Annotated in this window: 22 protein-coding genes; 5 read left to right on the top strand and 17 right to left on the bottom strand. The window is 58.5% G+C overall.

What is annotated here, in order from left to right:
• Positions 1-122: 122 nt before the first annotated feature.
• Positions 123-1,004 (bottom strand): 23S rRNA pseudouridine(2604) synthase RluF, encoded by an 882-nt coding sequence (gene rluF, locus AC6I79_RS09730; protein WP_021506014.1) that lies wholly within the window; start codon positions 1,002-1,004, stop codon positions 123-125.
• Between the two features lie 264 nt (positions 1,005-1,268).
• Between rluF and AC6I79_RS09725 the strand changes: the two genes are divergently transcribed.
• Positions 1,269-1,901, top strand: coding sequence for an MmcQ/YjbR family DNA-binding protein (locus tag AC6I79_RS09725; RefSeq protein WP_498027740.1), 633 nt, complete (start codon positions 1,269-1,271; stop codon positions 1,899-1,901).
• On the opposite strand, the gene AC6I79_RS09720 is transcribed toward AC6I79_RS09725, so the two are convergent.
• From AC6I79_RS09720 to AC6I79_RS09670, 11 genes are all read right to left on the bottom strand, one after another.
• Positions 1,885-2,829: a metallophosphoesterase gene (locus AC6I79_RS09720; RefSeq protein WP_498027724.1), complete on the bottom strand. Its 945-nt coding sequence runs from the start codon at positions 2,827-2,829 to the stop codon at positions 1,885-1,887. The two genes, AC6I79_RS09725 and AC6I79_RS09720, sit on opposite strands and share 17 nt — an antisense overlap.
• A gap of 12 nt (positions 2,830-2,841) precedes the next feature.
• Entirely contained in the window at positions 2,842-3,660 is an 819-nt protein-coding gene (locus tag AC6I79_RS09715) for a carbohydrate ABC transporter permease (RefSeq protein ID WP_059008856.1), read from the bottom strand.
• Positions 3,657-4,568, bottom strand: coding sequence for a carbohydrate ABC transporter permease (locus tag AC6I79_RS09710; RefSeq protein ID WP_021506010.1), 912 nt, complete (start codon positions 4,566-4,568; stop codon positions 3,657-3,659). The genes AC6I79_RS09715 and AC6I79_RS09710 overlap by 4 nt, the downstream gene beginning before the upstream one ends.
• A 10-nt stretch (positions 4,569-4,578) precedes the next feature.
• The gene (locus AC6I79_RS09705) at positions 4,579-5,856 is read right to left on the bottom strand and encodes an ABC transporter substrate-binding protein (RefSeq protein WP_104092961.1); all 1,278 of its coding nucleotides are present in this window, start codon (positions 5,854-5,856) and stop codon (positions 4,579-4,581) included.
• Between the two features lie 27 nt (positions 5,857-5,883).
• The gene (locus AC6I79_RS09700) at positions 5,884-6,987 is read right to left on the bottom strand and encodes an ABC transporter ATP-binding protein (RefSeq protein WP_058758581.1); all 1,104 of its coding nucleotides are present in this window, start codon (positions 6,985-6,987) and stop codon (positions 5,884-5,886) included.
• A gap of 156 nt (positions 6,988-7,143) precedes the next feature.
• Positions 7,144-8,109, bottom strand: coding sequence for a sugar-binding transcriptional regulator (locus AC6I79_RS09695; protein ID WP_021506007.1), 966 nt, complete (start codon positions 8,107-8,109; stop codon positions 7,144-7,146).
• A 108-nt stretch (positions 8,110-8,217) separates the two neighbouring features.
• On the bottom strand, positions 8,218-9,075 hold the full coding sequence (locus AC6I79_RS09690; protein ID WP_021506006.1) for a phosphogluconate dehydrogenase C-terminal domain-containing protein: 858 nt from the start codon (positions 9,073-9,075) through the stop codon (positions 8,218-8,220).
• Positions 9,072-9,890, bottom strand: a complete 819-nt coding sequence (locus AC6I79_RS09685) for a sugar phosphate isomerase/epimerase family protein (protein ID WP_059008866.1) — start codon at positions 9,888-9,890, stop codon at positions 9,072-9,074. The genes AC6I79_RS09690 and AC6I79_RS09685 overlap by 4 nt, the downstream gene beginning before the upstream one ends.
• Positions 9,887-10,663 (bottom strand): triose-phosphate isomerase family protein, encoded by a 777-nt coding sequence (locus AC6I79_RS09680; protein ID WP_058769827.1) that lies wholly within the window; start codon positions 10,661-10,663, stop codon positions 9,887-9,889. Before AC6I79_RS09680 ends, AC6I79_RS09685 begins: the two co-directional genes overlap by 4 nt.
• Before the next feature lie 2 nt (positions 10,664-10,665).
• The gene (locus tag AC6I79_RS09675; RefSeq protein WP_104186622.1) at positions 10,666-12,411 is read right to left on the bottom strand and encodes a dihydroxyacetone kinase family protein; all 1,746 of its coding nucleotides are present in this window, start codon (positions 12,409-12,411) and stop codon (positions 10,666-10,668) included.
• A 1-nt stretch (position 12,412) separates the two neighbouring features.
• The gene (locus AC6I79_RS09670) at positions 12,413-13,747 is read right to left on the bottom strand and encodes an MFS transporter (protein ID WP_152390992.1); all 1,335 of its coding nucleotides are present in this window, start codon (positions 13,745-13,747) and stop codon (positions 12,413-12,415) included.
• 433 nt (positions 13,748-14,180) lie between these two features.
• On the opposite strand from AC6I79_RS09670, the gene AC6I79_RS09665 reads away from it, so the two are divergent.
• A complete protein-coding gene (locus tag AC6I79_RS09665; RefSeq protein ID WP_498027723.1) occupies positions 14,181-14,639 on the top strand; it encodes an RpiB/LacA/LacB family sugar-phosphate isomerase in 459 nt (152 codons plus the stop codon).
• 116 nt (positions 14,640-14,755) lie between these two features.
• On the opposite strand, the gene AC6I79_RS09660 is transcribed toward AC6I79_RS09665, so the two are convergent.
• The 3 genes from AC6I79_RS09660 to AC6I79_RS09650 all read right to left on the bottom strand — a co-directional run bounded on the left by AC6I79_RS09660 (position 14,756) and on the right by AC6I79_RS09650 (position 17,806).
• Entirely contained in the window at positions 14,756-15,460 is a 705-nt protein-coding gene (locus AC6I79_RS09660; RefSeq protein WP_125308632.1) for a pirin family protein, read from the bottom strand.
• 80 nt (positions 15,461-15,540) lie between these two features.
• A complete protein-coding gene (locus tag AC6I79_RS09655; RefSeq protein ID WP_125308629.1) occupies positions 15,541-16,218 on the bottom strand; it encodes a glutamate racemase in 678 nt (225 codons plus the stop codon).
• A gap of 166 nt (positions 16,219-16,384) precedes the next feature.
• Positions 16,385-17,806, bottom strand: coding sequence for a carbohydrate porin (locus AC6I79_RS09650; protein WP_498027739.1), 1,422 nt, complete (start codon positions 17,804-17,806; stop codon positions 16,385-16,387).
• 477 nt (positions 17,807-18,283) lie between these two features.
• Here AC6I79_RS09650 and AC6I79_RS09645 point away from each other — a divergent pair, with 477 nt between their 5' ends.
• Positions 18,284-19,750, top strand: a complete 1,467-nt coding sequence (locus tag AC6I79_RS09645) for a catalase (protein WP_059008879.1) — start codon at positions 18,284-18,286, stop codon at positions 19,748-19,750.
• A gap of 59 nt (positions 19,751-19,809) precedes the next feature.
• Here AC6I79_RS09645 and AC6I79_RS09640 read toward each other — a convergent pair whose 3' ends face one another.
• A complete protein-coding gene (locus tag AC6I79_RS09640) occupies positions 19,810-22,170 on the bottom strand; it encodes a membrane-bound PQQ-dependent dehydrogenase, glucose/quinate/shikimate family (protein WP_264443484.1) in 2,361 nt (786 codons plus the stop codon).
• Positions 22,171-22,741: 571 nt separating this feature from the next.
• Between AC6I79_RS09640 and AC6I79_RS09635 the strand changes: the two genes are divergently transcribed.
• Together AC6I79_RS09635 and AC6I79_RS09630 are read left to right on the top strand one after the other, a co-directional pair.
• Complete coding sequence (locus tag AC6I79_RS09635) at positions 22,742-23,710, top strand: GT-D fold domain-containing glycosyltransferase (protein ID WP_104092967.1); 969 nt, start codon at positions 22,742-22,744, stop codon at positions 23,708-23,710.
• Positions 23,711-23,912: 202 nt separating this feature from the next.
• Positions 23,913-25,232, top strand: a complete 1,320-nt coding sequence (locus tag AC6I79_RS09630; protein WP_498027738.1) for an MFS transporter — start codon at positions 23,913-23,915, stop codon at positions 25,230-25,232.
• Positions 25,233-25,235: 3 nt separating this feature from the next.
• Here AC6I79_RS09630 and AC6I79_RS09625 read toward each other — a convergent pair whose 3' ends face one another.
• Positions 25,236-25,868, bottom strand: coding sequence for a DapH/DapD/GlmU-related protein (locus AC6I79_RS09625; RefSeq protein ID WP_127834112.1), 633 nt, complete (start codon positions 25,866-25,868; stop codon positions 25,236-25,238).
• Positions 25,869-25,935 lie beyond the last annotated feature (67 nt).

The following is a 25,935-nucleotide window of genomic DNA, read 5'->3' as shown; positions in this document are numbered from 1 at the left end:
GTGAAAAAGCATGACCGGGCGCAGATATTCTGACGCCCGGTTATAAATAATAAAAACGTGGCTGGAATGAAGGCGTGCGGCGCTAAAGATACGTGATGGTCGCGGGCGCCGCGGGTGTGATTTTAACGCCCTTTTTTCTTGCGTCCCGGCTGGGTAAAACGCTTGCGGTTAGCGCCCTGACCCGCTTTGTCACTCTGTTTCGGTGCGCTGACGGCCGGTTTTTTCGCGGCGGGCGTCGCCGCTTTTTTCTTCGCCTGTGCCTGCTGCGTTTTTTGATCTTCTGACGACGAATCCTCAATCAGCTTAAACAGGTCGATCAGTTCATCGTCCGTCAGATCGCGCCACTCACCGAGCGGGATACCTTTCAGGCTCACGTTCATGATGCGCGTGCGCTCCAGTTTCGTCACTTCATAGCCAAAGTGTTTGGCCATGCGGCGAATCTGCCGGTTCAGTCCCTGCACCAGGATAATACGAAATACAAAGGTCGACTCCCGCTTCACTTTGCATTTTTTCGTCACTGTGCCGAGCATCGGTACGCCCGCCGCCATACCAGCAATAAACTCGTCGGTGATCGGCTTATCTACCGTGACCACGTACTCTTTTTCGTGATTGTTACCGGCGCGCAGGATTTTATTCACCAGATCGCCGTGATTGGTGAGGAAAATCAGCCCCTGCGAGTCTTTATCCAGCCGGCCAATCGGGAACACGCGCTTGCTGTGGTTGACGAAGTCACCAATGTTGTCACGCTCGCCCTCTTCCATGGTAGTGACAATGCCCACCGGCTTGTTGAGGGCGATTAATACCAGATCGTCTTCGTTGCGCGGTTCAATCAGCCGCCCGTTGACTTTGACCTCATCCCCGGCGAACACCTGCGCACCGACGCTGGCGCGTTTGCCGTTAATGAAAACGTTGCCTTGTTCGATGTAACGATCGGCGTCACGGCGCGAGCAGATTCCGCTCTCGCTGATGTATTTATTCAGGCGCGTGGATGAGTTGGGCAGCATGGTTCCTCCGAAAAAAAACGGACTATACAGCATGTGCGCGCGTTGCGTAAGGCTGGGTTAAGCGTCCGGTGGCGGTTGTTCTTTGCGGTGTGATATGGCGAAAAAGCGGTGCCGGGTGTCATAGCGATTTATGGCACATAAAAATCCATCCTGTCGGTTAAAATAGCCCGCACGCCCCTGAGCAAACTCCGGGTATTGTGAACATCTCACCGTTAACCAGGCATGAAAATGTACAACGTAAATCATCTTTTCGTCAGCCGGGAAATGAATGTGAAAAAGCTGCTGGCTTACGGTTTCCGCAAGGATGGGCAGGTTTACGGCTACCGTTGTGATGTGATGAATAAACAGTTCACCCTGCAGGTAAACATCACTACTCAGGGTGACATTGCCGCCACCATTATCGATAAAGTCACAGGAGAAGATTACATTCTTCATCGTATTACTTCTGCCACCGGTGCCTTTGTGGGGCAGGTTCGTGAAGAACATGACGCTATCTTGCTGGATATCGCAGAAAAATGTTTTCCGCAAAAGCATTTCAAAACAGCGCAGGCCGATGCGATCGTTCAGCACCTGAAACAGCAGTATCAGACTGAGCTGGAGTTCTTATGGCCGCGCTTTCCTGAAAACGCCATCTTTCGCCGCAAAGATAATCAAAAGTGGTTCGGCGCGCTGTTGAAGATTCACAGCAGCAAGCTGGGCCGACCGGATGATAGCCTGTTTGAAATCGTCAATATTAAAGTCTCGCCGCAGGCCATCGCTTCGCTGGTCGATGGCGAGGTTTATTTCCCGGGCTACCATATGAACAAAAAGCATTGGGTCACCGTGTGTCTGGATGGTTCAGTCCCGACGGCCGAGGTTTTGTTGCGCATTGACAACAGTTTTAACCTGGCCGGCTAGACATCGGCGCGGCATCGTATACCTCTTCGCGGCTGATTTCGCCGCCCCATCCCCGCAGCCGCAACGTCTCGCCCGTCAGTTCCACCACCGCAAAGGGCACGCGCGACGGGCCATCCAGCATCCCCTGCAGGGTTATAAACACGGTATCCGCGCGGCGATGATAGCCGCCACGGTGATCGTGGCCGGCAAAACAGGAGCGCACGCCATAGCGGCAGAACAGTTCTGCCAGCTGCGCACCGTTGAGCAGACTGTGGCTGTAGCCCGGTGCCAGCGGATAATGGCCGAACACCACCACCTGCTGGCCGCAGGCGCGGGCCTCGATAAGCTGCGTTTCCAGCCATGCCAGCTGCGTCGCACCGACCGCGCCATTCCACGGCTGCGCCTGCGGTTGCTGGCGCGCCTGTAAATCAGCCAGCAGTGCGGCCGCGCGCTGGCGATCGTCGCCGTTGTGTTGATTGCAGTACAGGCTGATATCGTTGCCGTCGTAGACAATAAAGCGCCAGCCCGGCAGCTGAAAGGCATAGTAACTTTTTGGCAGCGGCAGCGCGTCATCGAGGTGCTGCGCGATGGTCTGGGCGTCGTGATTCCCCAGCACCACGGCATGCGGATGGAGTAGCCGATCGTAGAGCGGCAGCAGCGTGGCATAGCTGTCCCAGTGGCGATCCACCAGATCGCCGAGCGTAACGACAAAATCCAGCGGCTGCTGATTGAGCGCGGTTATTGCCTGCGGCAGCTTATGCAGCGCATGACGATAGTAGAGATTCGCCGCGACATCCGCCTCAACGTCAGCATATTGCGGATCGGCCAGCAGCCCGAAGCGCAGCGTGCCGTCGAGCGGTGCCGCGCGTAAATCCGGTAACTGATACAGCTCAGCGACATCACCCAGCCGCTGGCGTTGCGCTGCGGTTAGCGCATGGGCATATCCCATCTCTGGCTCTCCTTAGCGAATACCGGCACGCATGAATGACTGAATAAACTGCCGCTGGAACAGCAAAAACAGCAGCAGCAACGGCAAGGTGGTCATCAGCGTTGCTGCCCCAATCAGCGCCCACTGCACGCCCTGCTCCGGCGCAGAAAACAGCTGCAGCCCGACGGTTAACGGACGCACCTGAACCGAGTCGGTGATCACCAGCGGCCAGAGAAAATCGTTCCAGTGGAAGCTGATCGAGACCAGCGCGAACGCCACATAGATTGGCTTTGCCAGCGGAATGTAGATGTGGCGCAGAATGTAAAACCGGCTGGCCCCCTCAACGGTTGCCGCCTCTTCCAGCACCAGCGGAATGCTTTTGAATGTCTGCCGCAGCAGAAAGATTGCGAACGCCGAGGCAAAGTACGGCAGCGCAATGCCGGTCAGGGTATCGCGCAGCCCGAGCGCGCTGATGGTGCGGTAATTATTCAGAATCAGCACATCCGGGCTAATCATCAGCTGCAGCAGAATCAGCGCGAAGAGGAAACCGGAAAATTTCAGGCGGAACCGCACCAGGGCATAAGCGGCCAGCGTGGCCAGCACCAGCTGGACCACCACAATCATCAGCACCAGCAGCGTGGTATTGAGGAAGTAGCGGGCAAACGGTGCCGCGTGCCAGGCATTGATGAAGTTCGCCAGCGTCAGCGGCGCCAGCAGCGAAAAGTGCCCCTGTCCGGCGGCCGGATGAATGGCAATCCACAGCGCCACCAGCATCGGCAAGCTCCACAACAGCGCGGCCAGCCAAATCAGCAGGTTGAGCGCAAAACCGCCCGGAGAGGATGCAGCTTTCATTGATAATGGGCTCGCTTATCCAGCAGATGAAATTTGATCAACGCAATCGATCCGAGGATCACCAGCAGCACTACCGTCATGGCCGACGCGGCTGGCATGTCCCAGAAACTGAACGCAGTACGATAGATATAAAACAGCAGCAGGCTACTGCTGTTGTTTGGGCCGCCATTGGTCATGGCAATCACCTGATCGACAATGCGGAAGGCGTTCATCGAGGCGTTGATCAGCACAAACAACGTGGTTGGCAGCAGCAGCGGCCACTGCACGCGACGGAAAAAGTAACCGCGCGATGCGCCTTCAATGGCGGCGGCTTCGCTGAGGCGCGGATCGATCTGCTGCAGCGCGGCGAGATAAAAGATCATGAAAAAGCCCGCCTCGCGCCATACCGAAACCGCCATCAGGCAGTACAGCGTGGTATCCGGCTCGCCGAGCCAGTTGACCGCCGGTAGCGAAAACCATGCCAGCAGGCTATTCAGGATGCCAAGCTGTGGCGTGTAGAAAAACAGCCACAGATTGGCGATGGCGATCATCGGCAGCAGCGACGGAATGAAGAAGGCCGCACGCACCAGCGCGTTGCCGCGCAGCCGACGATTGACCGCCAGCGCCATCAGCAGCGCCAGCGTCACCGCCAGCGGAATGGTGATCAGCGCATACAGCAGGTTATTCCACAGCGACTGCATAAAGATGTCGTCATCCAGCAGCGCGCGATAGTTATCCAGCCCGACAAAATGGGCCGGATGCGAAGCGCGCGCGGCGCTGAACAGGCTCTGCCACAGCGTGGCCAGTGCCGGGTAATGGGTAAACAGCAGCAGGAAGCTGAGCGCGGGCAGCAGCAGCAAATAGCCGCTGAGCTGCAGTGACCACCCGCGCGGGCGCAGCGTGGCGGCGCTGCCAGAGAATGAGCTCATCACGCGGCCGTCACTGATAGTTTTTCAGCAGGCGGTCAGCCTGTTTCTGCGCATCGGCCAGCGCCTGGGCCGGGGTTTTGCTCTGCGTTACCGCCGCTTCAATGGCGTGATTGAGCGCGTCCTGAATCTGCACGCTGTTGTAGGTCGAGAGTTCCGGCTGGGCATACTTCAGCTGCTCACGCGCCACCAGTGCCTGAGGCACCTGCTGCACATAGGCTTTCATTGCCGCCGTGTCCCACGCTGCCGGCGAGGTGGCGACATAGCCGGTCGCGATACTCCAGCGCGCGGCCTGTTCCGGTGCGGTGACCCAGCGGATGAAGCGCATCGCCGCCTGCTGCTGCGCCGGTGAGGCGCTTTTGAACACGTACAGGTTGCCGCCACCGGTCGGGCTGCCGCGCTGGGTTTTCTCCGGCAGCATGGCGACGCCAAACGGGAAGGTCGCGTTGTCGTGCACGTTGGTCAGGTTGCCGGTGGTGGTGACCATCATGGCCGTTTTACCACTGATAAAGTCCTGCGGCGTGGTGCCCCAGGCGATTGCGCCTTTCGGCGAGACTTCCTCTTTCTGGCCGAGGTCGGTCAGCCACTGCAGGGTTTCCACGTTGCCCGGCGTGTTGAAATACACGGCGTTTCCCTTGCCGTTATCCAGCCGTCCGCCATTGGTGGCAGCCAGCCCCTGGAAATTCCAGTAGCCGTTCGGCGTGGAAGGGATCTCAATGCCCCACTGGCTGACGCCGCTGGCCTGTTTCAGCGTCAGTTTTTTGCTGAATGCCACCACCTGCTGCCAGGTGGCGGGCGGTGTATTCGGATCGAGGCCGGCTTTCTCAAATGCCTGTTTGTTCCAGTACATCACCACGGTTGAGCGCTGAAAAGGCACGCCCCACACTTTGCCCTCAATGCGACGCAAAAAGGCCGGATAGAAGCTGTCGATCCACTGTTTGCCCTCTTCACCCGTGGCTAAATCGCTGGCGGCGACGATGGCACCGGCATCCATCAGCGACCAGGCTTCAATATCGCCCATCACCGCCAGTTGCGGTGCGTTACCGCCGCGAAACGCCGTCAGCGCTTTGGTCACGGTGGTGGCGTAATCGCCGGTGTAGACCGGCTGAATGCTGATCTCAGGGTGCTGTTTTTCAAAATCCGCCACCAGGGCTTCCACGGTGTGGCTGACTTTACCGCCGACCGCAATCGGATAGTACATCTGTAACTTCACCGGCTCAGCAGCAAACACCGACGCGGAGGCACACAGCATAACGACACAAGCCAGAGGCGAGAAACGGATCGCAGACATGATTTTCCCTTGAATAAACGACAACGGTTAAACAGCGTATTTTTTCTCAGCGAGCAACATCGGGTGTTCAGCAGCGACACAGCGCTGGCCGCTGGTGGTGGAAAACAGGTATTGCCGGCTGGTGGACCACTGCAGGCCGACCAGGCTGTCATCCGTGAAGCGCTGCAGGCCGGGCACTTTGACGGTCAGTGATTCCGTGATGCCGGGCAACCGACATACCAGCAGCGTATCCGCGCCCATGTATTCGTAGCTCACTACCCGCGCACTCAGCGCGGCCTGCTGCGGGGCGACCAGCTGGATATCCTCCGCGCGCAGGCCCAGACTCAGCGCCGTTTCGCCGGCATAGCTCAGCAGCGGTGTGCTGAGATGGCTGAGGTAGTGATGCGCGCCTTTGCTGTGCAGTGGCAGGATATTCATTGGCGGTGCGCCAATAAACTGCGCGGCAAAACAGCTCGCCGGCTGGTTGTAGAGCTGGTCTGGCGTGCCGTGCTGCTCAATGCGGCCATCGTTGAGCAGAATGATGTGATCGGCCATGCTCATCGCTTCGGTCTGATCGTGGGTGACGTATAACATGGTCAGCCCGAGCTGCTTTTGCAGCGCGCGGATTTCGCGCCGCATGCTCTGACGCAGTTTGGCATCCAGGTTGGATAATGGCTCATCCATCAGGCACAGCGTATTGTTGGCGATCACCGCCCTGCCCAGCGCCACGCGCTGCTGCTGCCCGCCGGAGAGCTGTGAAGGCAGGCGCGCCAGCAGCGGTTCCAGTTCAAGCAGTGCGCTGACCTGCGCCAGCCGGGCGGCAAACTGTTGCTTATCTTCACCGCGCGCCTTCAGGCCAAACAGCAGATTTTCCCGCACGCTCAGGTGAGGAAACAGCGCGTAAGACTGAAACACCATCGACAGCTTGCGCTGCGCCGGTGGCAGAGGCGTGACGTCGGTGTGATTGAAATAAATGCGGCCGCTGTCGGCCGTTTCCAGCCCGGCGAGTGTGCGCAACAGCGTCGATTTACCGCAGCCGGAAGGCCCCAGCAGTGCGACGAAACTGCCTTGCGCCACGTCGAAGCTGATATCCTGCAGCGCGATTTTATCGCCCCAGGTTTTGGTGATGTGTTGCAGCGAGAGATGGCTCATGCATCCGCAGTCCTGAAATCAGAATGGCGGTAAGCTAGCTGAGGCGGATGAAAGATTTATGGCGCTGACGTGACGGTTGGGTGATGGACGGCGACCTGGCGCAGCATCCCCCTCACCCGGCACGCCCGCAGGCCGCGCCGGGCAGGCGTTTATGCGTTACTGCGACATGCTCAGAATGGTGCGGATGTTCTGCGCCGTGGTGGCAATGATGTCGATAGCGCCGGTACGCAGCGCGCCGAGGATCGCCATGGCTTTGGTGTTTTCAGCGGCAATGGCAATCACGCAGGGAATTTTACGCAGCTCGTCGATACTCAGGCCAATTACCCGGTCGTTCATCACCGTATCCACGTGCTGGCCCTGGGCGTTGAAAAAATCATAGCCGGCCACATCACCGGTCACGCCCTGATTGACGCTGGCATCAATGATCTCATGCGGTGTGAACCAGCCGAGCTTCACCATATAGCTGTTTTCGTTCATGTCTCCGATGCCCACCAGTGCCACATCCGCTTTGCGCGCGCGGTCGAGCGTCTCTTTGATGGTGCCGTTTTGCATGAAAGCGTCGCGCAGCGCCCGGTTTTCGACGTAAGCCGGGGCGTACAGGGTTTCGCTGATGCCGCCAAACTTTTTGGCCAGCCGGCGGCTGATGTGGTCCGCGTTGATGGCATCCCCCGGACGATGGGTGCCGCCGATGCCGCTGATAAACAGGCAGTTGCGCGTCGGCACCTGACCGGGATAATCGGCGACGGCCGCCACGTTGCGCCCCTGGCCCACGGCGACAATGGCGTTGTCTTTCAGCGACTGCGCGAGATGCGCCGACACCAGCGCCGCCACCTGACGCCGCTGCTCGTCGCTGTCTGGCGAATCGAGGGCAATCAGCGCGCGCTGCAGATGAGGAAAGCGCGTCTGCAACTGCTGTTCCAGCCGCGTACTGAACACCGGATGGTAGCGCACATTGATCTCGACGATGCCCTCTTCACGCGCGCGTTTCAGCAGTCGCCCCACCTTGATACGGGAAATCCCAAACTTACGCGCAATCTCCTCCTGGGTGATTTCGTCCTGATAGTAGGCGACGGCAATTTCCGTCAGCAGCTCGGAGTCCTGAGAAAGCGTGTTTTTTTCCATCCGTTACCTGTCTTGTATCGTCGTGCGGAGTGCTCAGCAGGGAGTTATATCATTGATGCGACTCGCTTCGCCAGCCAGCAACGCCGCGAGTCGCCGCTGCTGTCACGCTTAACGCTGAATGGCGTCAATTTTCAGCATGCGGGCAATAACCTTATCCAGCTCTTGCTGATCGAAGATCTGTTTCCAGTCCGGCTTGATGATCTTCTCGCGGCCATACTCCATGGCGATCATGCAGGCGTCCGAGAACGGGTTGGTGGCGCGGAAAGCCACCGCCAGCGCAATCTGAATATGGCCGTACAGCATGGCCTTCGCTGCCTCTTCCGGGACGCCGCTGTGTTTCACCGTTTCATCCAGCGCCTCTTTCATGAAGGCACCGACCATGCAGGCGACGGTTTCGACCAGCGTCGGTTCCAGATACGCCAGCTGCGTCACCGTGACCCAGTGCACCTGATCAACCGGGCCGTACATCACGCTAATCACCTTACTCAGCTCTGCCTTCTGTTCAGCGCTGCCGCTTTCCCAGGCTGCCGCGACGTGCTGGACGGCAGCAACGCCACCAAACGCATCGGCGTGCTCCTCTTTGGTGTAGCGGGCCAGAAATACCGACGGATGGCACGGGTGCGCGACCGCGTATTCAATGCCGTCACGCTGGGCGATCAGGTTGGCGTAGGCCGCGGCCGGATCGAGCGTCAGCAGCACCGCACCGCTTTGCATCTGTGGCACCACGCTTTGCGAGACTTTGCCCAGTACGATATCCGGCACGGCGAGGATCACCACGTCACTCAGCGGCACCACCGACGCGGCATCCGACAGCTCGCGTCCCTGTGCAATCACCTGCTGCTGCGCCTGCGGTGAATTCTCGCAGTAAAACACCTGATAAGCGCTGTGCTGCAAATTAGCGGAAATACGCATGCCCATTTTGCCGCCTGCGCCGATCACGGTGATGGTTTTCAATGCCTTGCTCATGTTAACGACTCCTGATCTTGTTTACTGCGTAGGAATTCAACGGCGCGGCGGGTCCATTCGGCTTCCCGCGCGCAGGTCTGCGCGGCATCGTCCTGCCACGGCAACCAGTGTTCGATGATTTGGTTGATGTCGCGATCGGCTGGCCGCACGCTGGCGATCAGCCGGTCATAATCCAGCTTCCCTTCGCCCATCGGACAGCCGGCCAGGGTAAAACCGACCCAGCCGGCACGGCGGGTAAAGGCGAAATCTTTGATGTGCAGATTGCCGACGCGCGCAGCGGTATTGGCGATCACCTGCTCCTGCAGTTCCAGTCCGGCGACGCAGTTGGCCGGATCGAGACAGACGCACAGCCACGGCGAGAGAAAGCGGTTGATCACCGACATCATCGCCGCGCTGCTGACCTGCTCGTAAGTTTCCAGGCACAGCCGCACCTGCTGGCGGGCAAAATCCGGCAGCACGGCAGCAATCAGATTGGCCGCTTCATCCAGCGATGGCCGGTGATCGGCGGTGTTGAACATTGAGCGCACCACGCGCGCGTCGAGAATAGCGGCGATATGCAGATAGCGGCGCAGATGCGCGCTGCCGAGACCACGCGTGCCCAGCTCCAGCGTGATGCCAAGCGCATCCGCCTGCTGACGCAGCGCCAGCAGCTGTTCATCTGACCACTGCTCAATCGCCGGGTAGTCGCAGATCTGGAATACTGACACGTCGAGATCGGCAGTCTGCTGCAGCATCTGCGCCAGCGTGAGCGGCTGTGGCACCTGGGGCGACATACGCCAGAAAAACGCATAGGTACTGAGTCCAATGCGGCTCATGACGGCAGCTCCTCAGCCAGCTTACTGGCTTCCTGCACGATCTGCGCCAGCGCCTGCGGATCGTGGGCAAAGCGGCCGAGGAACAGGCCGTTGACGTCGCCGCCGAGGCGCTGAATCAGACCCGGCCCGGCGCTGCCGCCGTAAATCACCCGCAGCGTGATGCCGTCGGGCGTCGTCAGCTGCTGTAGCCCGCTGCACACCGCGCGGATGTAGCTGTCCGGCGCCGGATGCGGTGCGCCAATGGCCCACTGCGGTTCGTAAGCAAACAACACCTCACCGCTGAGCGCGTGTTGCGCGGCCTCCGCCAGCGCCTCCTGCAGCTGCTGCTGACACAGCGCAATCGCCTGCTCAGGCGTGCCCTGCTGCGGTTCACCGATGCACAGCACCGGGGTCAGGCGATAACGCAGCGCCATCGCCACTTTGGCGGCAATCTGCGTTTTATCTTCATGAAAATGGCGACGGCGTTCGGCGTGACCGATCTCCGCCAGTGAGCACCCCAGCTCCTGCAGCATGCTGGCGCTGACCTCACCGGTCCAGGCGCCGTTTTCCGCCTGACACACGTCCTGCGCGCCGACGCGCACCGGCGTGCCGGCAAAGATCTCCGTTACCGCCGGGATGGCCGGATAAGCGGGCAGCACAAACAGCCCGACATCACCGCGCTGCACTGCCGGATGCTGCGCCAGCGTCGCAACCTCGCGACACCACGCCAGCGTTTGCTGATAGCCGAAATACATTTTCAGGCTGACGCCAAGCCAGATTTTAGGCTGAGCCATAATTACGCTCCCTGTTCAGATGCACTGTGTTCTTTTAACAGATTGCCAACGGTGTTGACGATCATCGCCAGTGAAACCGCACCGGCGTCCGGCGTGCCAACGCTTTTTTCTGCCAGCGGCCGCGCACGCCCCACTTTCGGTACCAGCTGTGCGGTGGCCTGCGCGGCCTGCTCCGCCACCGCTGCCGCACGTAACCAGGCTTCGGTGAGTGATGCGCCCTGCGCGACCGCAGCGCTCAGCGTGTCGCTAAACGGAACCAGCACGTCAACCATGGTTTTATCACCGACGCGCGCTTTGCCGAAGTGCATAATGCCCTCTTTGGCATCCCGGACGCCGGCAGCGACGCGTGTTGCATCCGCTGCCGCGCTGTCGCCCAGTGCGGTGCCGAGCGCGGTCAGTGCCACGCCCCACAGTGCTCCGGACGTGCCGCCCGCTTTATCCGCCCAGGCATCGGCGGCGCGACACAGCAGACTGCCAGCGCCGGCGCCACGCGCGGCCACCTCACGCGCCTTTTCTACCGCGCCGAGTACGCCGCGCTCCATACCAATGCCGTGATCGCCGTCGCCCGCTACCGCATCAATGTCGCCCAGCTGGCCGGCATGACGCTGAATCATCACCGCCACTGCTTCCAGCAGTTCAAGAACGCGCCGGGCGCTGTGTTGTGATGCGGTGCTGGCCTGCGGTAACGTCTCTTCACGGATCTCTTCGCACTCGGCGGCGCTGAGCGGTTCGGCAATCAGGACGCTGCCTTTGCGGTAGGCTGGCGTATTGGCCGGCGCGCGCCACAGCGTTTCCAGTTCATCATCGAGCCACATCAGCGTCAGCGAGACGCCTGCCATGTTAAAACTGGTGACGAATTCGCCGACATCCGGCTCCACCACCTGCAACTGCGCCGCCGACAGCAACTGGGCGATGCGGCGATACACCACAAACAGCTCTTCATACTTGACTGAACCGAGACCGTTGAGGATTACCGCCACGCGCTGTCCCGCCACCTGCGCCACATCCGCTGGCCGCTCACTCAGCAGCCGGTCGACAAAGATTTCTGCCAGCTCGTCGGCGCGCGGCACCGCCGTTTCGCTAATGCCCGGCTCACCGTGGATGCCCAGCCCGAGCGCCATGCGCCCTTTCTCTACCTCAAACAGCGGATGTGAAGCGCCCGGCAGCGTACAGCCGGAAAAGGCCACACCGAAGGTGCGGGTGCGATCGTTGGCGTGTTGCGCTTTTTTCAGCACCGTAGCCAGATCGTCACCCGCTTCTGCCGCGGCCGCAGCCACTTTAAACACACACAGATCGCCGGCGACGCCGCGTCGCTTCAGACGCTCATCGTGGCTGGCGCTGGACACATCATCCGTTACCGCCAGCACCTCACAGGCAATACCTTCAGCGCGCAACCGCTCGCACGCCTGACCAAAATGCAGCACGTCACCGGCATAGTTACCAAACAGCAACAGCACACCCGCGCCGTTATGCGCCGCGCGCGCGACGTTATAGATTTGCTGCGCCGACGGCGAAGCGAACAGGTTGCCCATTGCCGCCCCGTGCGCCAGGCCCTGGCCGACCAATCCGGCAAAGGCGGGATAGTGACCGGAACCGCCACCGACAATCACCGCCACGGTATCCGGCTGGCTGCGCGTGCTGCGCACCACGCCACCGCTCACCTGGCGTACTTTATCGGCATTGGCGGCCACAAAGCCTTCGATCAGTTCCGCGGCAAACGCGGATGGCTGGTTAAACAGGTACGTCATGTTATTGCTCCTGTACAAATGAAGCTGGCAGAGGCTGCGCGCGACGGCGATTGAGGAACAGCATCAATACAGCGGAGAGCAGCATAAAACCGCCGACCACGAACATCGGTAACACATAACTGTGAGTGGCATCATGCAGTGCGCCGGTGATGTAACCGGCGGAAAAACCCGCCACGTTGCCCAGGGTGTTAATCAGCGCAATCGCCGCCGCTGCCGATGCGCCGGTCAGGAACTGCGTTGGCAGCGTCCAGAAATTGGGCAATGCGGCGAAGATGGCGCTGGCCGTTACGGCGATCACCAGGATGGTGGTAAACGGTGAATCCATGTAGAGCGCCAGCGGTACGCTGAGGCCGCCCGCGACCGCAGGAATCGCGATGTGCCAGGTTTTACAGCCGCGCCGCGCGGCATCCCGCGACCAGAAAAACATCACGACGGCGGCGATCAGGTACGGCACGCCGGTGATCAGCCCTTTCTGCATCACGTTGAAGGTGGTGCCAAACTGCTGCTGGAAGCCGGCGATAATGGTCGGCAGGAAGAACGCCAGCGCGTACAGGCCGTAAATAAAGCCGAAGTAGATCAGGCACAGCATCCACACGCGGCTGTTGCCCATCACCGAACGCACGCTGTGCGGGTGCTGGCCCTGCTTGTGCTGATGTTCCGCTTCCAGTTCGGCTATCAGCCAGTTTTTCTCGTCGTCATTCAGCCACTTCGCCTGACGCGGCGAGTCCACCAGCCAGAACAGCGCCACAACACCGATGAGGATTGCTGGCAGCGACACGCCCATAAACATTACGCGCCAGCCCTCCAGGCCAAACAGGCCGTGCTGCTCAATCAGCGAGGCAGCCAGCGGTGCGCCAAATACCACCGTCAGCGGTTGTGCCAGGTAGAACAGCGAGAGAATTTTGCTGCGGTGGCGCGCCGGCACCCACAGGCTGAGATAAAGGATGGCGCCCGGGAAGAAACCGGCCTCGGCAATCCCCAGCAGCAGGCGCAGCGTGTACAGCCCTTCGACACTGCTGACCCAGGTAAACAGCAGCGAGACGATGCCCCAGCTGATCATGATGCGCGCCAGCCAGCGCCGCGCGCCGAACTTATGCAGCGCCAGGTTGCTGGGCACTTCCAGCAGGATGTAACCAATAAAGAAGATGCCGGAGGCGAGACCAAACTGCAGCGCACTGAGGCCGAGGTCCTGCGTCATGCCGTTTGGGCCGGCAAAGGAAATGGCGGTGCGATCGAGGAAGTTGATAAAGAACATCAGCGCCACAAACGGTACCAGGCGCCAGGAGATTTTGCGGATTGCGGTCTGCTCAACCGCGCTGACAGCAGAGTGATTCATAACGCACCTCCGAAACGTGCGCAGTGAGACGGTGTTGGCCAGGCGCAAAACCGGCGCTGGCGACAGACAAAATGCGAGGTAAGAAGCAAATGACACATGTTCGAGTCCTCAATGGGTCTTCTTGTACATGGATAGGGTCATGCGAACAAATGAACACTACACGGATATTTGCTCATTCCTCAAGCGCAGTTGGCGAAAGTGTGACAGTGCGCATGAGATTTGATTTCAGCGACATTTTCAGGATTTTTCGCAGCAGAGCGGCGCTGCGCGATCGTTACATCAGGGGGCGCGCGAGATTTTGAGTGGCCGATCGCTAAATCATATGAACATGTATTGAACATATGTTTGATTTTGTGGCAGGCTATCAGTGAACATCTAATCACCTGACGAACATATGTGCAGGTGTCAGACCCTGTATCACTGGAGAGACGTGATGAAAACTATCGCTATTGGTGCCGATGATGCGGCTATCGATTTGAAAAACATCATTAAAAAGATGCTGGAAGAGCAGGATTATCAGGTAACTGATTACAGTAACGACGCGCAAAATGACCGCCCGATGTATCCGGACGTGGCGTTTGCCCTCGCTACGGCGGTGCAGCAAAAGCAGTTTGAGCGCGGCATTTTGCTGTGTGGCACCGGCATTGGCGTCGCGATTGTTGCCAATAAAGTGGAAGGCGTGCGCGCCGCGCAGTGTCATGACACCTTCTCCGCCGAGCGCGCGCGCAAAAGTAATAATGCCCAGATCATGACCATGGGCTCACGCGTAATTGGGCCGGAGCTGGCGAAAAACATCGTTAACGCCTGGCTGGCATCCGAGTTTGAAGGGGGCGGTTCGTCCGCCAAAGTGGAGAAGATCGGTTACTACGAACAGGTGTCACACGCGAAATAAGAGGTTATCGGGTGCTGAGTTGCAGAGCCGGCAGCGCCTGAGTGCGTGACATCGCCAGCGGTACGCTGACACGACTGGCCACTTTGGTGCGTGCCAGCCGTGTCATAGCCGGTGTTTTAACTGCCGCTTAGCGTACCGCTCAGCACCGCAGGCGCATCCTGCTGCACCAGAAAGGCGACCAGCAGGGCGTCGCGTTCACCGTGGATAGCCGGCAAGGCAGCGCTATCGCTCACCGCATCGCCTTTTTGCAGCCGCACATCCCCGGTGCGTGCAATGCCCTCCAGCACCGTGACCCAGCTGGCATAACCCGGCAAATGCGGCACCTCGATCTGTGCGCCACGATCCAGCCTGACGTCATAGATGTAAACGGCCTGACGCAGCGTCAAAGGTGCCGCGCTGTGCTGCGGACCGGCCAGCATCGTCCACTGGTTAAGCGCCGTCCCTTCTGCCCGGTATACGCTCTGTACCTGCCCTTCACCGCCGCCGGATGCCGGGCGGATGTATGCCTGCAGCATTTCGCTTTCAATCAGCGGTGCTGACTCTTCATGACGTACCCCACTGCCCGCGTTCACCAGCAGTGCGCGTTTGCCGTTGAGGGCGAGAGTCTCTCCCTCCTCGCGCCGGTACTGCACCGAGCCGCGCCAGACATAGCTGAAAATCTCATCATCCTGATGGCGGCGCATCGGTACTACCGCGCCGGGCTTCAGCGTCATCTGGTCGACAATCGCCAGCGTGCCCAGTGGCTCTCCCGGCCGCTGCCGGCGAATGGTAAAGGGACCGTATTCAAACAGCTGGTCACGCTGCGCTTTAATCACGTTCATCAGTGGCTTCCTCAAAAATCAGGTTCTGATGACCATCATAAAGGCTGCAAAATTGCGTAACAGTAGGGCTTTTTGTTGGCTTAAATCAGTGGTTTTGAATGACCTTCGTTCGCGCCTTTAGCCTGCTGCAGTACGAAGCTGAGCGCCAGGTGCGGGCTGGTAAGTGGCCGCTGTGGCACAGGAAAACGCGACGCGGCGCCGGCCATTGACACCTGCGCTAACGCCACCTGAACCGCGCCCTGCTGCTGTCCCTGAGCGACGGCATCGGCGATCAGCGTGTAATAGTCGTCCAGCCGGCCAGCTTTGAATGCGGCCCAGGCATCAGGGATAAGCTTGACTTGCGGACGCTGGTCAGGTGCCAGACTCTCCGGGCAAAACAGCTGGCGCGTACTGTGCAGCGTAGACTCCGCGGCACACAGCACCAGCGCGGGTGTGCCACGGCGATGCACTTCGTCCGCCAGCATACGGTCAGTGCGATAAACCGCACAGCGCTGTTGTGGATCGCGCAGGCTGTCCGCGGCGGCACCTAAGGTAGAGCAGGTAATCAGTATCGCGTCGAACCACGGCGTCAGGCTGAGTAACAGCTGCTCCAGACGCTGCTGCTGGGCCAGCGTCATGCCACCGCTGAGTTCTGCTTCTGCCAGCAGATGTGGCATCACCAGATGGCTGATTTGCTGAGGCGGAATGCCGAGCGACTGCGCGGCGTCATCAAAAATAGCAATATTACTGGCGGCGGTATGCAGGCAGGCAATGGTCACAACGATTCCTTATCGCTTCAGGTTCAGTACGTTGCACTATAGCCGCAATCGGTGACGGAATGCAGCTTTACCGCTGGCTGGCAGGCTTCGCCGGATGCGGTGCGAGGCCGTTTCAACGCCTCGCACCGTGCAACCTTCCTTCAGCCGGTCAGCGCGAAGTGCGATCTCAGAACCACACTTCTGCCTGTACGCCAAAGTTCCAGCTACCGCCAGCGGTAAAGCCCGCGCTGCCGAAATCATCGTTCAGCGCATAGTTGTCCAGCGCTTTAGACCAGTTCATCCAGGTCGCGAACAGGCGAATCTCCGGTCGCATCAGCATGTCGTTGATGTTGCCGACTTTAAACGTTGGCGCAAAGGTCAGCTTATACACATCGCCCTTCACCGCGTTGTACGTCGCGATGCTGCCGCCATCCTGATAGCTGCGGCCATTGGGTTTGAGGTCCATATACAGCCACGATGCCTCATATTGCAGCGCAAAGTTTTCCGTAATCGCCTGGGAGGCGCGCAGGTTGATGGTTGCCCAGTCATAGCGATCGCCTTTGCGGTAGCGATCCTCGCTGTGCTGCGCCAGCAGCGACGGGGCGACTGACCAGCGATCGCTCAGTGGCATCACGCCAAAGGTGGCCAGTCGCAGCGCGCTGGCGTTGCGCGTTAAGTCGCCGTCGCCACCGATCTGCCGGGTTTCTGCGCCCAGCCCTTTCCCCCACTGAATGGCGTGAGTGCTGCTGCCCGGTGCCAGTCCGTAGAAGCGGTTTTTATCGTGCCAGGCCAGCATGGTAAACACGCCGTGCTTTGCCGTATCGTCACTGCGCAGCGCATAGCTGCCGGTGGTCGATGCGCGCCCTTTCAGCTCGTCGTTGCCGTTTGCGCTCATGCCGGTCAGCATCCACTGCCAGTTACCGTAAAACTGGTTCGAGGTCAGCAGCAGGTTTTGCACGTTGTTATCGTCGTAGCGGCTGCTGCCCAGGTCGCCAAAACTGCGGCCATAAATGGAGAAATCGCTGCGCCATTGCTCGTTCCATTGCAGGTTGCTGATGCCGCCGCCGGTGCCGCCAAGAAAGACGATATCGGTATCAGTGAAGTGCAGATCAAAATTGTCGCCGTCAAAGCGTTTACCTGCCCACAGCGAGGCATGTTGCGCGGCGCCCCCAAAGCTGGGCAGATCCCCCATTTCGACATACACCTGGCGGATATTCAGATTATTGTCGTTATTCTGCACCCACGGGTCCGGACTGGATGAGCCATCTGCCAGCAGCGCTTTGAAATTGGCCCACGAACCATTACTGAACCGGGTTTGGTTATGAAAGCCCAGCTCGATGTAGTGATCTTTTTCATTACCTAACCGGCCAATATGCGCATCGCCGCCGATCGAACTGGCAGGCGAAATAGCAGGTCCGGCACGTCCGCCGCGCCCTTTATCATTAACCAGCAGGCCGGAACGGGCGTAGCCGGAAAAGCGGAACGTGTTGGTTGTTCCGGCGCTCGCCTCCTTTTGCTGCTGCTCATCGCGCGCGATTTTCTCTTCCAGCTGGGCCAGACGCTGCTCCAGCGTTAATGACTGTGCCGCTGCACTGCCACCCACCATCATCCCCGCGATAGCCAGCGCCAGGCGCGCGGTTTTAGCCTTATGCATCACCATATTTATCTCTCTTATTATGTCCATTCATTAATTACAACGGGATTGCCTTTGACGCAGCGAGAGCATAAATAAGCGGATTGTGGTTCTTTTTGATCAATATCATTAAATTAAAAAGTGATATTTTACATGAAGTTATAAAATGATTGATTAATTCGAGGTCTGTTTTTACTTAAATGGAAAAATCCTTTGCGACCTGTCTTAAAAGACTGGTGAATTAATTTTTCTTTTCCGATCCCATTCGCAGAATGGCGCTTTTACCGGCACGGAAAATCTGCTTAGCCTGCAGCAGAAATAAAAAGCAAATTTGCGAGCTGTGCCGCATCGCTTAATGCGGCAACCAGATGAGACGGCGCAATTATTCGGGCAAGCCTGCGCCTCGCTGCTACGCTTAGTGGTTGGATTATCCTTACAAAAGCTGGAGATATTATGAGCAATGACGATCGCAAGCCGACCACCACGGATGCTGGCATTCCGGTAGCCAGCGACGAACATTCTTTGTCCGTCGGTCCTGACGGCCCGCTGATGCTGCACGATCACTACCTGATTGAGCAGATGGCTAACTTCAACCGCGAACGTATTCCAGAGCGTCAACCGCACGCCAAAGGCAGCGGTGCGTTTGGCTATTTTCAGGTGACAGAAGATGTCAGCCGTTACACCAAAGCGGCGGTTTTTCAGCCCGGCACCAAAACCGATGTGGTAATGCGCTTCTCCACCGTGGCCGGCGAGCGTGGCAGCCCGGACACCTGGCGCGATCCGCGCGGCTTCGCGATCAAGTTTTACACCAGCGAAGGCAACTACGACATGGTGGGCAATAACACGCCGGTGTTCTTTATCCGTGACCCGATGAAGTTCCAGCACTTTATCCGCTCGCAGAAGCGCCGTGCCGACAACAATCTGCGTGATAACGATATGCAGTGGGATTTCTGGACGCTGTCGCCAGAGTCGGCGCACCAGGTGACCTGGCTGATGGGCGATCGCGGCATCCCGAAAAGCTGGCGCCACATGAACGGTTACTCGAGCCACACCTATATGTGGGTTAACGCCGCCGGGGAAAAATTCTGGGTTAAATACCACTTCAAAACCGATCAGGGTGTGGAGTTCCTGACGCAGGATAACGCCGATCTGCTGGCCGGCCAGGACGGCGATTACCATACGCGCGATCTGTTTACCGCCATCAAAAATGGTGATTTCCCCAGCTGGACGCTGTACATGCAAATCATGCCGTTTGCCGAGGCGGAAACCTACCGCTTCAACCCGTTTGATCTGACTAAGGTCTGGCCACACAGCGATTATCCGCTGATTAAAGTCGGCAAACTGATGCTCAACCGCAACCCGACCGACAACCATGCGCAGATTGAACAGGCGGCGTTTGAACCAAACAACCTGGTGCCCGGCATCGGGCTGAGCCCGGATAAGATGCTGATTGGCAGGGTGTTTGCCTATGCCGATGCCCACCGCGCCCGTCTTGGCGTTAACTACAAGCAGATTCCGGTTAACGCCCCGCAGGCACCGGTGCACAGCTACAGCAAGGATGGCGCGATGCGCATCAATCCGGTCAGCGATCCGGTTTATGCGCCGAACTCGAAAGGCGGTCCGGTGGCGGACGGCGAGCGCTACCCGACGGATTCCACCTGGGAAGCGCACGGCAACATGGTGCGCGCACCCTACACGCTGCGTCAGGATGATGATGACTTTGGCCAGGCCAATACGCTGGTCAATAAAGTGCTGGATGAGGCGGCACGTGATCGTCTGGTGAATAACGTCAGCGGTCATCTGCTCAACGGCGTGGAGGAGCCGGTGCTGTCGCGCGCGTTTGAGTACTGGCGCAACATCGACCAGACGATTGGCGATCGCATTGCCCAGCGGGTACAAACCGAGCGCGCCAAGCGTTAATGCGCTGATTTATAAATATAAAAAAGGCGCCCGCGGGCGCCTTTTTTGCATCGACAGGATTATTTCAGACGGAACGCCACCACGCTGTCGCCGGCTTTGGTGCCGAGCGAACCGTGACCGCCTGCGGCAATCACCACGTACTGCTTACCGTCGCTGCCCATGTAAGTGGATGGTGTCGCCTGCGCGCCGGCGCTAAGCTCCTGCTGCCACAGCAGTTCGCCGGTGGTGCTGTCATAGGCGCGAATGAAGTTATCTGCGGTCGCACCGTGGAACACCAGATCGCCGGCCGTCAGCAGTGGCCCGCCGTGCGCCACCATGCCCATCGGGAAGCCAATCGGGAAGCGGCCCGGCAGGAAGCTGGTTTTCAGGTTTTTCGTGGTGCCAACGCGACGCAGCCATTCAGTTTTACCGGTTTTCAAATCCACGCCGACCATGCGGCCCCACGGCGGTGCAATGCACGGAATGCCGAGACCGGAGGCCAGCTGCTGGATGTGGATGGCGTAATCACCGTGGAAGTTTTCGTTCCAGTAAGGCTGGCCATCTTTGGTGAACAGGCGCTCCGTCGCCGTGGCGGGCGTACGCTTGATCAGGTTGTATTTGTAGGCGAGGCGCACCGGTGCGGCAATCAGCATCTGACGTTGCGGATCAACCGCCACCGATCCCCAGTTAAACACCCCGATATTGCCCGGGAACACCAGCGAGCCGCCTTCTGTGGCTGGCGTCCACGGATTGCCGTCATAGCGCAGGCTACGGAAATCCATACGGCAGGCCATTTGATCAAACGGTGTGATGCCCCACATTGACTTCTCAGTCAGCGGCTGCGGAATAAAGTTCAGACTGGATACCGGCTGGGTGGCGGCGAATTTCTCGCCCGGCACGCCGCCTTCCGTCGAAACCTTCACGTCGTTAACCGGATAAACCGGCTGGCCGGTCAGGCGATTGAGCACAAACAGGTTGCCGGTTTTGGTCGGCAGGATCACCACCGGCTGTTTCTGGCCCTGATAATCGATATCGACCAGCGACGGCTGTGACGGGTTATCGCGGTCCCACAGATCGTGATGGGAGCTCTGATAGCGCCATTTGAACGCACCGGTCTGCAGATCGAGCGCCACTAACGCATCACGGAATTTCTCTGTATTGCTATTGGCATCGCGCTCGATGCCCAGTTCATCCGGCGAGGCGTTGCCAAACGGCACATACACCAGGCCGTTTTTCAGGTCAGCGCTCAGCGTACCCCAGGCCACCGGCGTATCCTGCGGATAGGTCTGGCCAGCAGCTATCGGCGCGGTATTTTGCGGATTAGCCGGATCAAAGTTCCACACCAGACGACCACTTTGCACATCATAGGCGCGAATTACGCCAGAGGGGTTACCGCTGTTGAAGCCGTTATCCATAACTGAGCCGCCGACAATCACCAGATTGCCCGCGACCAGCGGCGCGGCGGTCTGCATCAGCGCGTGTGGACGAACCTCACCCATATTGGCATGCAGATCCACCACTCCGTTGTTGCCAAAATCGGCGCACGGTTTGCCGCTGTCGGCATCCAGCGCAATCAGCCGGGCATCGGTGGTGGCGTTAAAGATGCGCTTGCGGCACATCGCCGCCGTCGCCGCCGTGTCCTGTGCGGCAACCGGTGCGCCCGCGTAATAGCTGACGCCACGGCAGGTCTGATGCTGCTGCAGATAAGAACGATCTTTCGCCGGCGTGTATTTCCACTTCACCGCACCACTCTGCGGATCGAGCGCGTGGACCTCATTGTGCGGCGTACAGAAATAGAGCATGCCGTTGGCTTTCAGCGGCGTGGCTTCGAAGGTGTATTCGGTGGCGTCGTTATCCTGACGCAGATCGCCGGTGTGATAGGTCCAGGCCACTTCGAGATTGCGCACGTTCTCTTTGGTGATCTGATTCAGGGCGGAGAAACGCAGGCCGTCGGCGGTGCCGCCGTAGGCGGTCCAGTCAGCGCTCGCGCCCTGCTCGCTGTTTTGTTCACGCGCATTGGTGATGGTGCCGGCCTGCGGCAACGGATCGTAAAAGCATAATCCAATTACCAGCACAATCATGATGGCCACCGTGCTGCCGAGCAGGCCGTGGAAGCGACGCTGTCCCTGATACAGCGGTTTGACCACCCACGGCATCGCCAGCCACAGGCCGATCACGCCAAATAGATCGCCGCGCGGGATCCACTGCCACTTGTCGAAGCCGACTTCCCAGATCATCCATGCCAGCGTAATCCACATCAGCACCGCATACAGGCTTAACGCGCTGCGCTGATTGCGGAACAGTAAAATGGCGGTGATCAGTAATCCCACCGCCATCAATGCGTAAAATGCGCTGCCGCCCATCATCAGCAGCTTGCCGCCCATATAGAGCAGCGCAACACCCAGAATCGCCAGCACGAGACTGGTCAGTTTGTTTATCATGCGAATCCCTCAACGCTCATCATTATTAACCACCCCAAACTAAAGACACATAAACTCAACAAAATCTTAACTTACGTAACCGTTAGTTAAAAATCTGCCTGGCGGCGTGTCGTTAGTGCCGCTTATCAATGTAGCTCTGCTTCTTAATGCTGCGCCCCGCTTCGCTCGTAGTGTGAGTGAAATCACGTTTCAATTTTGTTGGAGGAAATTAATCAATCATCAGGAAAATCCGCATTTTTTGATAACGCAGCGTGCGATATGACTAAGGGCGCGACAGGCGTGCTGCCGGGTAGCCTGCAATTTGTCGTTGCACGTATTTCTGGTGAAATTATTTAATTGATTAGTGGCGTACAAATGCGATTTGTCCTGGTCATGTCAGCAGCTGATGGTAAAAAAGCAGGCAACGCTGCGCTTTGCCCTAAAAATAGCGTCTTTCCGGCGCGGTGACATTGATAAATGAAATAGCGTATTTATTATTTTGAGAGTTTCCTTAGCCTGTCTGCCAAATTAATCGGTGATATATATTATCTGACTGCTCTGCGGCAAAGCCGCTTATAAAAAGAAGGTTATTATGATCAGCGCAGACGCTTTTTATCGCAAATTACGTTTTCCATTTAAACTCACACACGCTGCCATTAAATTTCCCGTGGCCAATGCGCACGCCCGGCAATACCAGGTCCTGTCAGCAGAACAGACCATCGATCTGCTGCTCAGCGATGACCGGCTCTCAGTGTGCCGCTATGGGGATGGGGAACTGGAAATGACGCTATTTAAGAATATTGGCTTTCAGTCTTTTGATGAACGCCTTTCCATTCGCCTGAAAGAGATCATGCGCCGTGGCACGCAGAGCGATAATCGCTGTCTGCTGTGTATGCCTGATGCCTTTCGCGGCACCGGGAATATGCGTTTTGGCTCAGCGCTTTTCTGGTTTTTTCATAAAGCGTTTTTCTTTCGCCACTATGAGCATTTATTAAAGAAAGGCTATCGCTATGGTAATACGTCGGTAACGCGACCTTATCATGATTATAAAGATAAACAGCCGGCGGCACGTATTTTTGCCAAATTTAAACAGCTGTTTCACGATAAAAAAATTCTGATTGTTGAGGGTAGCGGCACGCGCCTTGGTCTCGGTAACGATCTGCTGGATGGCGCACGGCAGATCCGGCGCATTACCACCCTCAACCGTAACGCGTTTTCGGTTTATAACGAGCTATACAGTAATGTGCTGGCGCACGCGCGCGATTTCGACATGGTATTGATCTCCCTTGGACCGACGGCAACCGTGCTGGCTTACGACCTCAGTCAGCACGGCATTCGCTGCATTGATACCGGCCATATCGATATTGAGTATGAGTGGATGCGCAGCGCGGCACGCACTAAGGTGCAGGTCGCGGGGAAAAATGTGAATGAGGTTGGTTTATTACAGAGTGACGAACAGCAGGAAGCGGATGCGCATTACCGCAGCCAGATTCTGCTGCACGTTGGCTTAGGTCAGGAGCCACTGCGCAGTGCCGCAGTGGTCACGCAGCCGATAGTGTGATGCAGCGCACCGTAACCGATCGTGCCGGCGATCGGTTTGGTGCAGCACGCTCAGATAGCGAGTATTTATTAGCCAGCGCGATGGTTTCGACTGCGGCGGCGAGGGCACTTATGCCATGGCGGACACTAATTAGTTAGCAGCCTTAGCAATCTGGCATTACCTTTGCTTAATGATTCCTGTGTTCATTTTCAGGAGTCGCATGATGAAAGCGTCCTCAACCCGCTACACCATTTTCTCGCTGCTGTTTCTCATCGCACTGATTAACTACATCGACCGCGGTGCGCTGTCGTTCGCCGCCAACGCCATCTCGCAGGAATTTCACTTCAGTAAAGTGCAGCTCGGTGCCGTGCTGGGCTACTTTGGCTTTGGCTATCTGTTCGGGTCGCTGTGCGGCGGCTTCCTTGCCGATCGGCTGGGCACCAAAAAGGTCTGGCTGATGGCCGGCATTCTGTGGTCGCTGCTGGAGATCGCCACCGCCTGGGCCGGAGAGCTGGGTATGGCGCTGTTTGGCGGCTCGGCGATCATGGGGTTTGCTGCACTGCGCGTGCTGTTTGGCTTCAGCGAAGGGCCGGCCTACGCGTTGATGAACAAAACCATCGCCCACTGGGCGCCGGATAACGAACGCGGTTTCGCGCTGGGAATTGGCCTGCTGAGCACCCAGGTGGGCTCGCTGCTGACCGCACCGATTGCCGTCGGACTGCTGCTGCTCACCAACGACTGGCGCATGATGTTTATGCTGCTCGGCGCGTTTTCACTGCTGGCGATGCTGCTGTTTGCCCGCCACTTTACTGATACGCCACAGCAGCATCCGCGTGCCAATGCCGTCGAGCGTCAGCTGATCATTGCCGGGCAACGCCAGCAGCCGCAGGACGAAGGCGCGCTGCCGTGGTGGCGCTTCTTCACCAGCCGCACGCTGGTGTGCAACGCGCTGGGCTATTTCAGTTTCCTCTACATCACCTTTACCCTGGTGACCTGGCTGCCGAAATATCTGCAGGATAATTTTCACTATGACCTGCACTCGCTGTGGTATGTGGCGATGATCCCCTGGAGCGGTGCCTGCCTGACGGTGCTGCTGGGCGGACGCATCGCCGATCGCCTGCTGGCACGCTTTAACAATCTGCGGCTGGCGCGCAACCTGTTTGCGGCCGTGACGCTGTGCGCCACCGCCTGCTGCTTTATGGCTATTCCCTGGGTCGGATCTGCTGCCGGCATTATCGCGCTGATGACGCTTGGCAACGCGCTCAATGCGCTGGTGAATAACGTCTACTGGTCGGTCGTGATTGACGTGACGCCAAAGGCATCGGTTGGTACCTTCAGCGGCATGACGCTGGCCATCGCCAACCTCGCGTCGATCATTTCACCGATGCTGTGCGGCTGGCTGGCGCAGTACTACGGTTATAACGCCATGTTTACCGTCACCGCCTGTATCGCCTTTGGCAGCATGCTGGCCATGACGCTGCTGCAGCCGGAGAAACGCCTGCAACCCGATGCGCCGCCAGCCGCCGCGCAGCAGGCTTTGTAAGCGTTATCGCCCGTGCCGCTGGCAGAAGGCGGCGATATCCGGCGACTGAAAATCCGCCAGGTGCGCCATCAGCTTCTCCAGCGGCCAGTTCCACCAGGCAATCGCCTGCAGCTGCGCCGCGATGTCGGCGCTGAAACGGGCGCGAATCGGTTTCGCCGGCACACCTCCGACGATAGTGTAAGGCGGCACATCTTTACTCACCACCGCCCCGGCCGCCAGCACGGCGCCGTCACCGACCGTCACGCCAGGCAGGACAATCACGCCGTGACCGATCCACACATCGTGACCAATGATAACCCGATCGGCACGGCGTCCGGCGAAGAAACCGGCATCGCGCTGCGCGCGGCTGTCGTAATACTCCGGGCAGTAGGTGAAGCGATGCTGTGAGGCGCGGTCCATCGGATGATTCGGTGCCCCGATACGCACCTGATTGGCGATGGCCGTGAAGCGGCCAATCTGTGCATCCGCCACGCAGCAATGTTCCCCAAGGTAGGAAAAATCACCCAGTTCGCTGTATTCCAGATAACTGTGCGCCAGAATTTCACACTGCTGGCCAATCTGCGTGTCGCGCAGACGGACGCTGGGATCGATCGCGGTGTGTTGCAGTTTAGCGGGATGCTGTGTGGCAGAAATCATAAAGCAGGTGCTCCGTTGTGGTCAGATGTCTGGATAAGTGGTTGCCTCAACGCAACCGCGAGCCACA

The organism is gamma proteobacterium symbiont of Scutellera amethystina (assembly GCF_059730845.1).
This window is presented reverse-complemented; position numbering and strand designations above follow the sequence as displayed.

Bases quoted from the DNA above. Each gene is read 5' to 3' on its own strand.
- rluF (WP_021506014.1), bottom strand. From the start codon at position 1,004: ATGCTGCCCAACTCATCCACGCGCCTGAATAAATACATCAGCGAGAGC.
- AC6I79_RS09725 (WP_498027740.1), top strand. From the start codon at position 1,269: ATGAATGTGAAAAAGCTGCTGGCTTACGGTTTCCGCAAGGATGGGCAG.
- AC6I79_RS09720 (WP_498027724.1), bottom strand. From the start codon at position 2,829: ATGGGATATGCCCATGCGCTAACCGCAGCGCAACGCCAGCGGCTGGGT.
- AC6I79_RS09715 (WP_059008856.1), bottom strand. From the start codon at position 3,660: ATGAAAGCTGCATCCTCTCCGGGCGGTTTTGCGCTCAACCTGCTGATT.
- AC6I79_RS09710 (WP_021506010.1), bottom strand. From the start codon at position 4,568: ATGAGCTCATTCTCTGGCAGCGCCGCCACGCTGCGCCCGCGCGGGTGG.
- AC6I79_RS09705 (WP_104092961.1), bottom strand. From the start codon at position 5,856: ATGTCTGCGATCCGTTTCTCGCCTCTGGCTTGTGTCGTTATGCTGTGT.
- AC6I79_RS09700 (WP_058758581.1), bottom strand. From the start codon at position 6,987: ATGAGCCATCTCTCGCTGCAACACATCACCAAAACCTGGGGCGATAAA.
- AC6I79_RS09695 (WP_021506007.1), bottom strand. From the start codon at position 8,109: ATGGAAAAAAACACGCTTTCTCAGGACTCCGAGCTGCTGACGGAAATT.
- AC6I79_RS09690 (WP_021506006.1), bottom strand. From the start codon at position 9,075: ATGAGCAAGGCATTGAAAACCATCACCGTGATCGGCGCAGGCGGCAAA.
- AC6I79_RS09685 (WP_059008866.1), bottom strand. From the start codon at position 9,890: ATGAGCCGCATTGGACTCAGTACCTATGCGTTTTTCTGGCGTATGTCG.
- AC6I79_RS09680 (WP_058769827.1), bottom strand. From the start codon at position 10,663: ATGGCTCAGCCTAAAATCTGGCTTGGCGTCAGCCTGAAAATGTATTTC.
- AC6I79_RS09675 (WP_104186622.1), bottom strand. From the start codon at position 12,411: ATGACGTACCTGTTTAACCAGCCATCCGCGTTTGCCGCGGAACTGATC.
- AC6I79_RS09670 (WP_152390992.1), bottom strand. From the start codon at position 13,747: ATGAATCACTCTGCTGTCAGCGCGGTTGAGCAGACCGCAATCCGCAAA.
- AC6I79_RS09665 (WP_498027723.1), top strand. From the start codon at position 14,181: ATGAAAACTATCGCTATTGGTGCCGATGATGCGGCTATCGATTTGAAA.
- AC6I79_RS09660 (WP_125308632.1), bottom strand. From the start codon at position 15,460: ATGAACGTGATTAAAGCGCAGCGTGACCAGCTGTTTGAATACGGTCCC.
- AC6I79_RS09650 (WP_498027739.1), bottom strand. From the start codon at position 17,806: ATGATGGTGGGTGGCAGTGCAGCGGCACAGTCATTAACGCTGGAGCAG.
- AC6I79_RS09645 (WP_059008879.1), top strand. From the start codon at position 18,284: ATGAGCAATGACGATCGCAAGCCGACCACCACGGATGCTGGCATTCCG.
- AC6I79_RS09640 (WP_264443484.1), bottom strand. From the start codon at position 22,170: ATGATAAACAAACTGACCAGTCTCGTGCTGGCGATTCTGGGTGTTGCG.
- AC6I79_RS09635 (WP_104092967.1), top strand. From the start codon at position 22,742: ATGATCAGCGCAGACGCTTTTTATCGCAAATTACGTTTTCCATTTAAA.
- AC6I79_RS09630 (WP_498027738.1), top strand. From the start codon at position 23,913: ATGAAAGCGTCCTCAACCCGCTACACCATTTTCTCGCTGCTGTTTCTC.
- AC6I79_RS09625 (WP_127834112.1), bottom strand. From the start codon at position 25,868: ATGATTTCTGCCACACAGCATCCCGCTAAACTGCAACACACCGCGATC.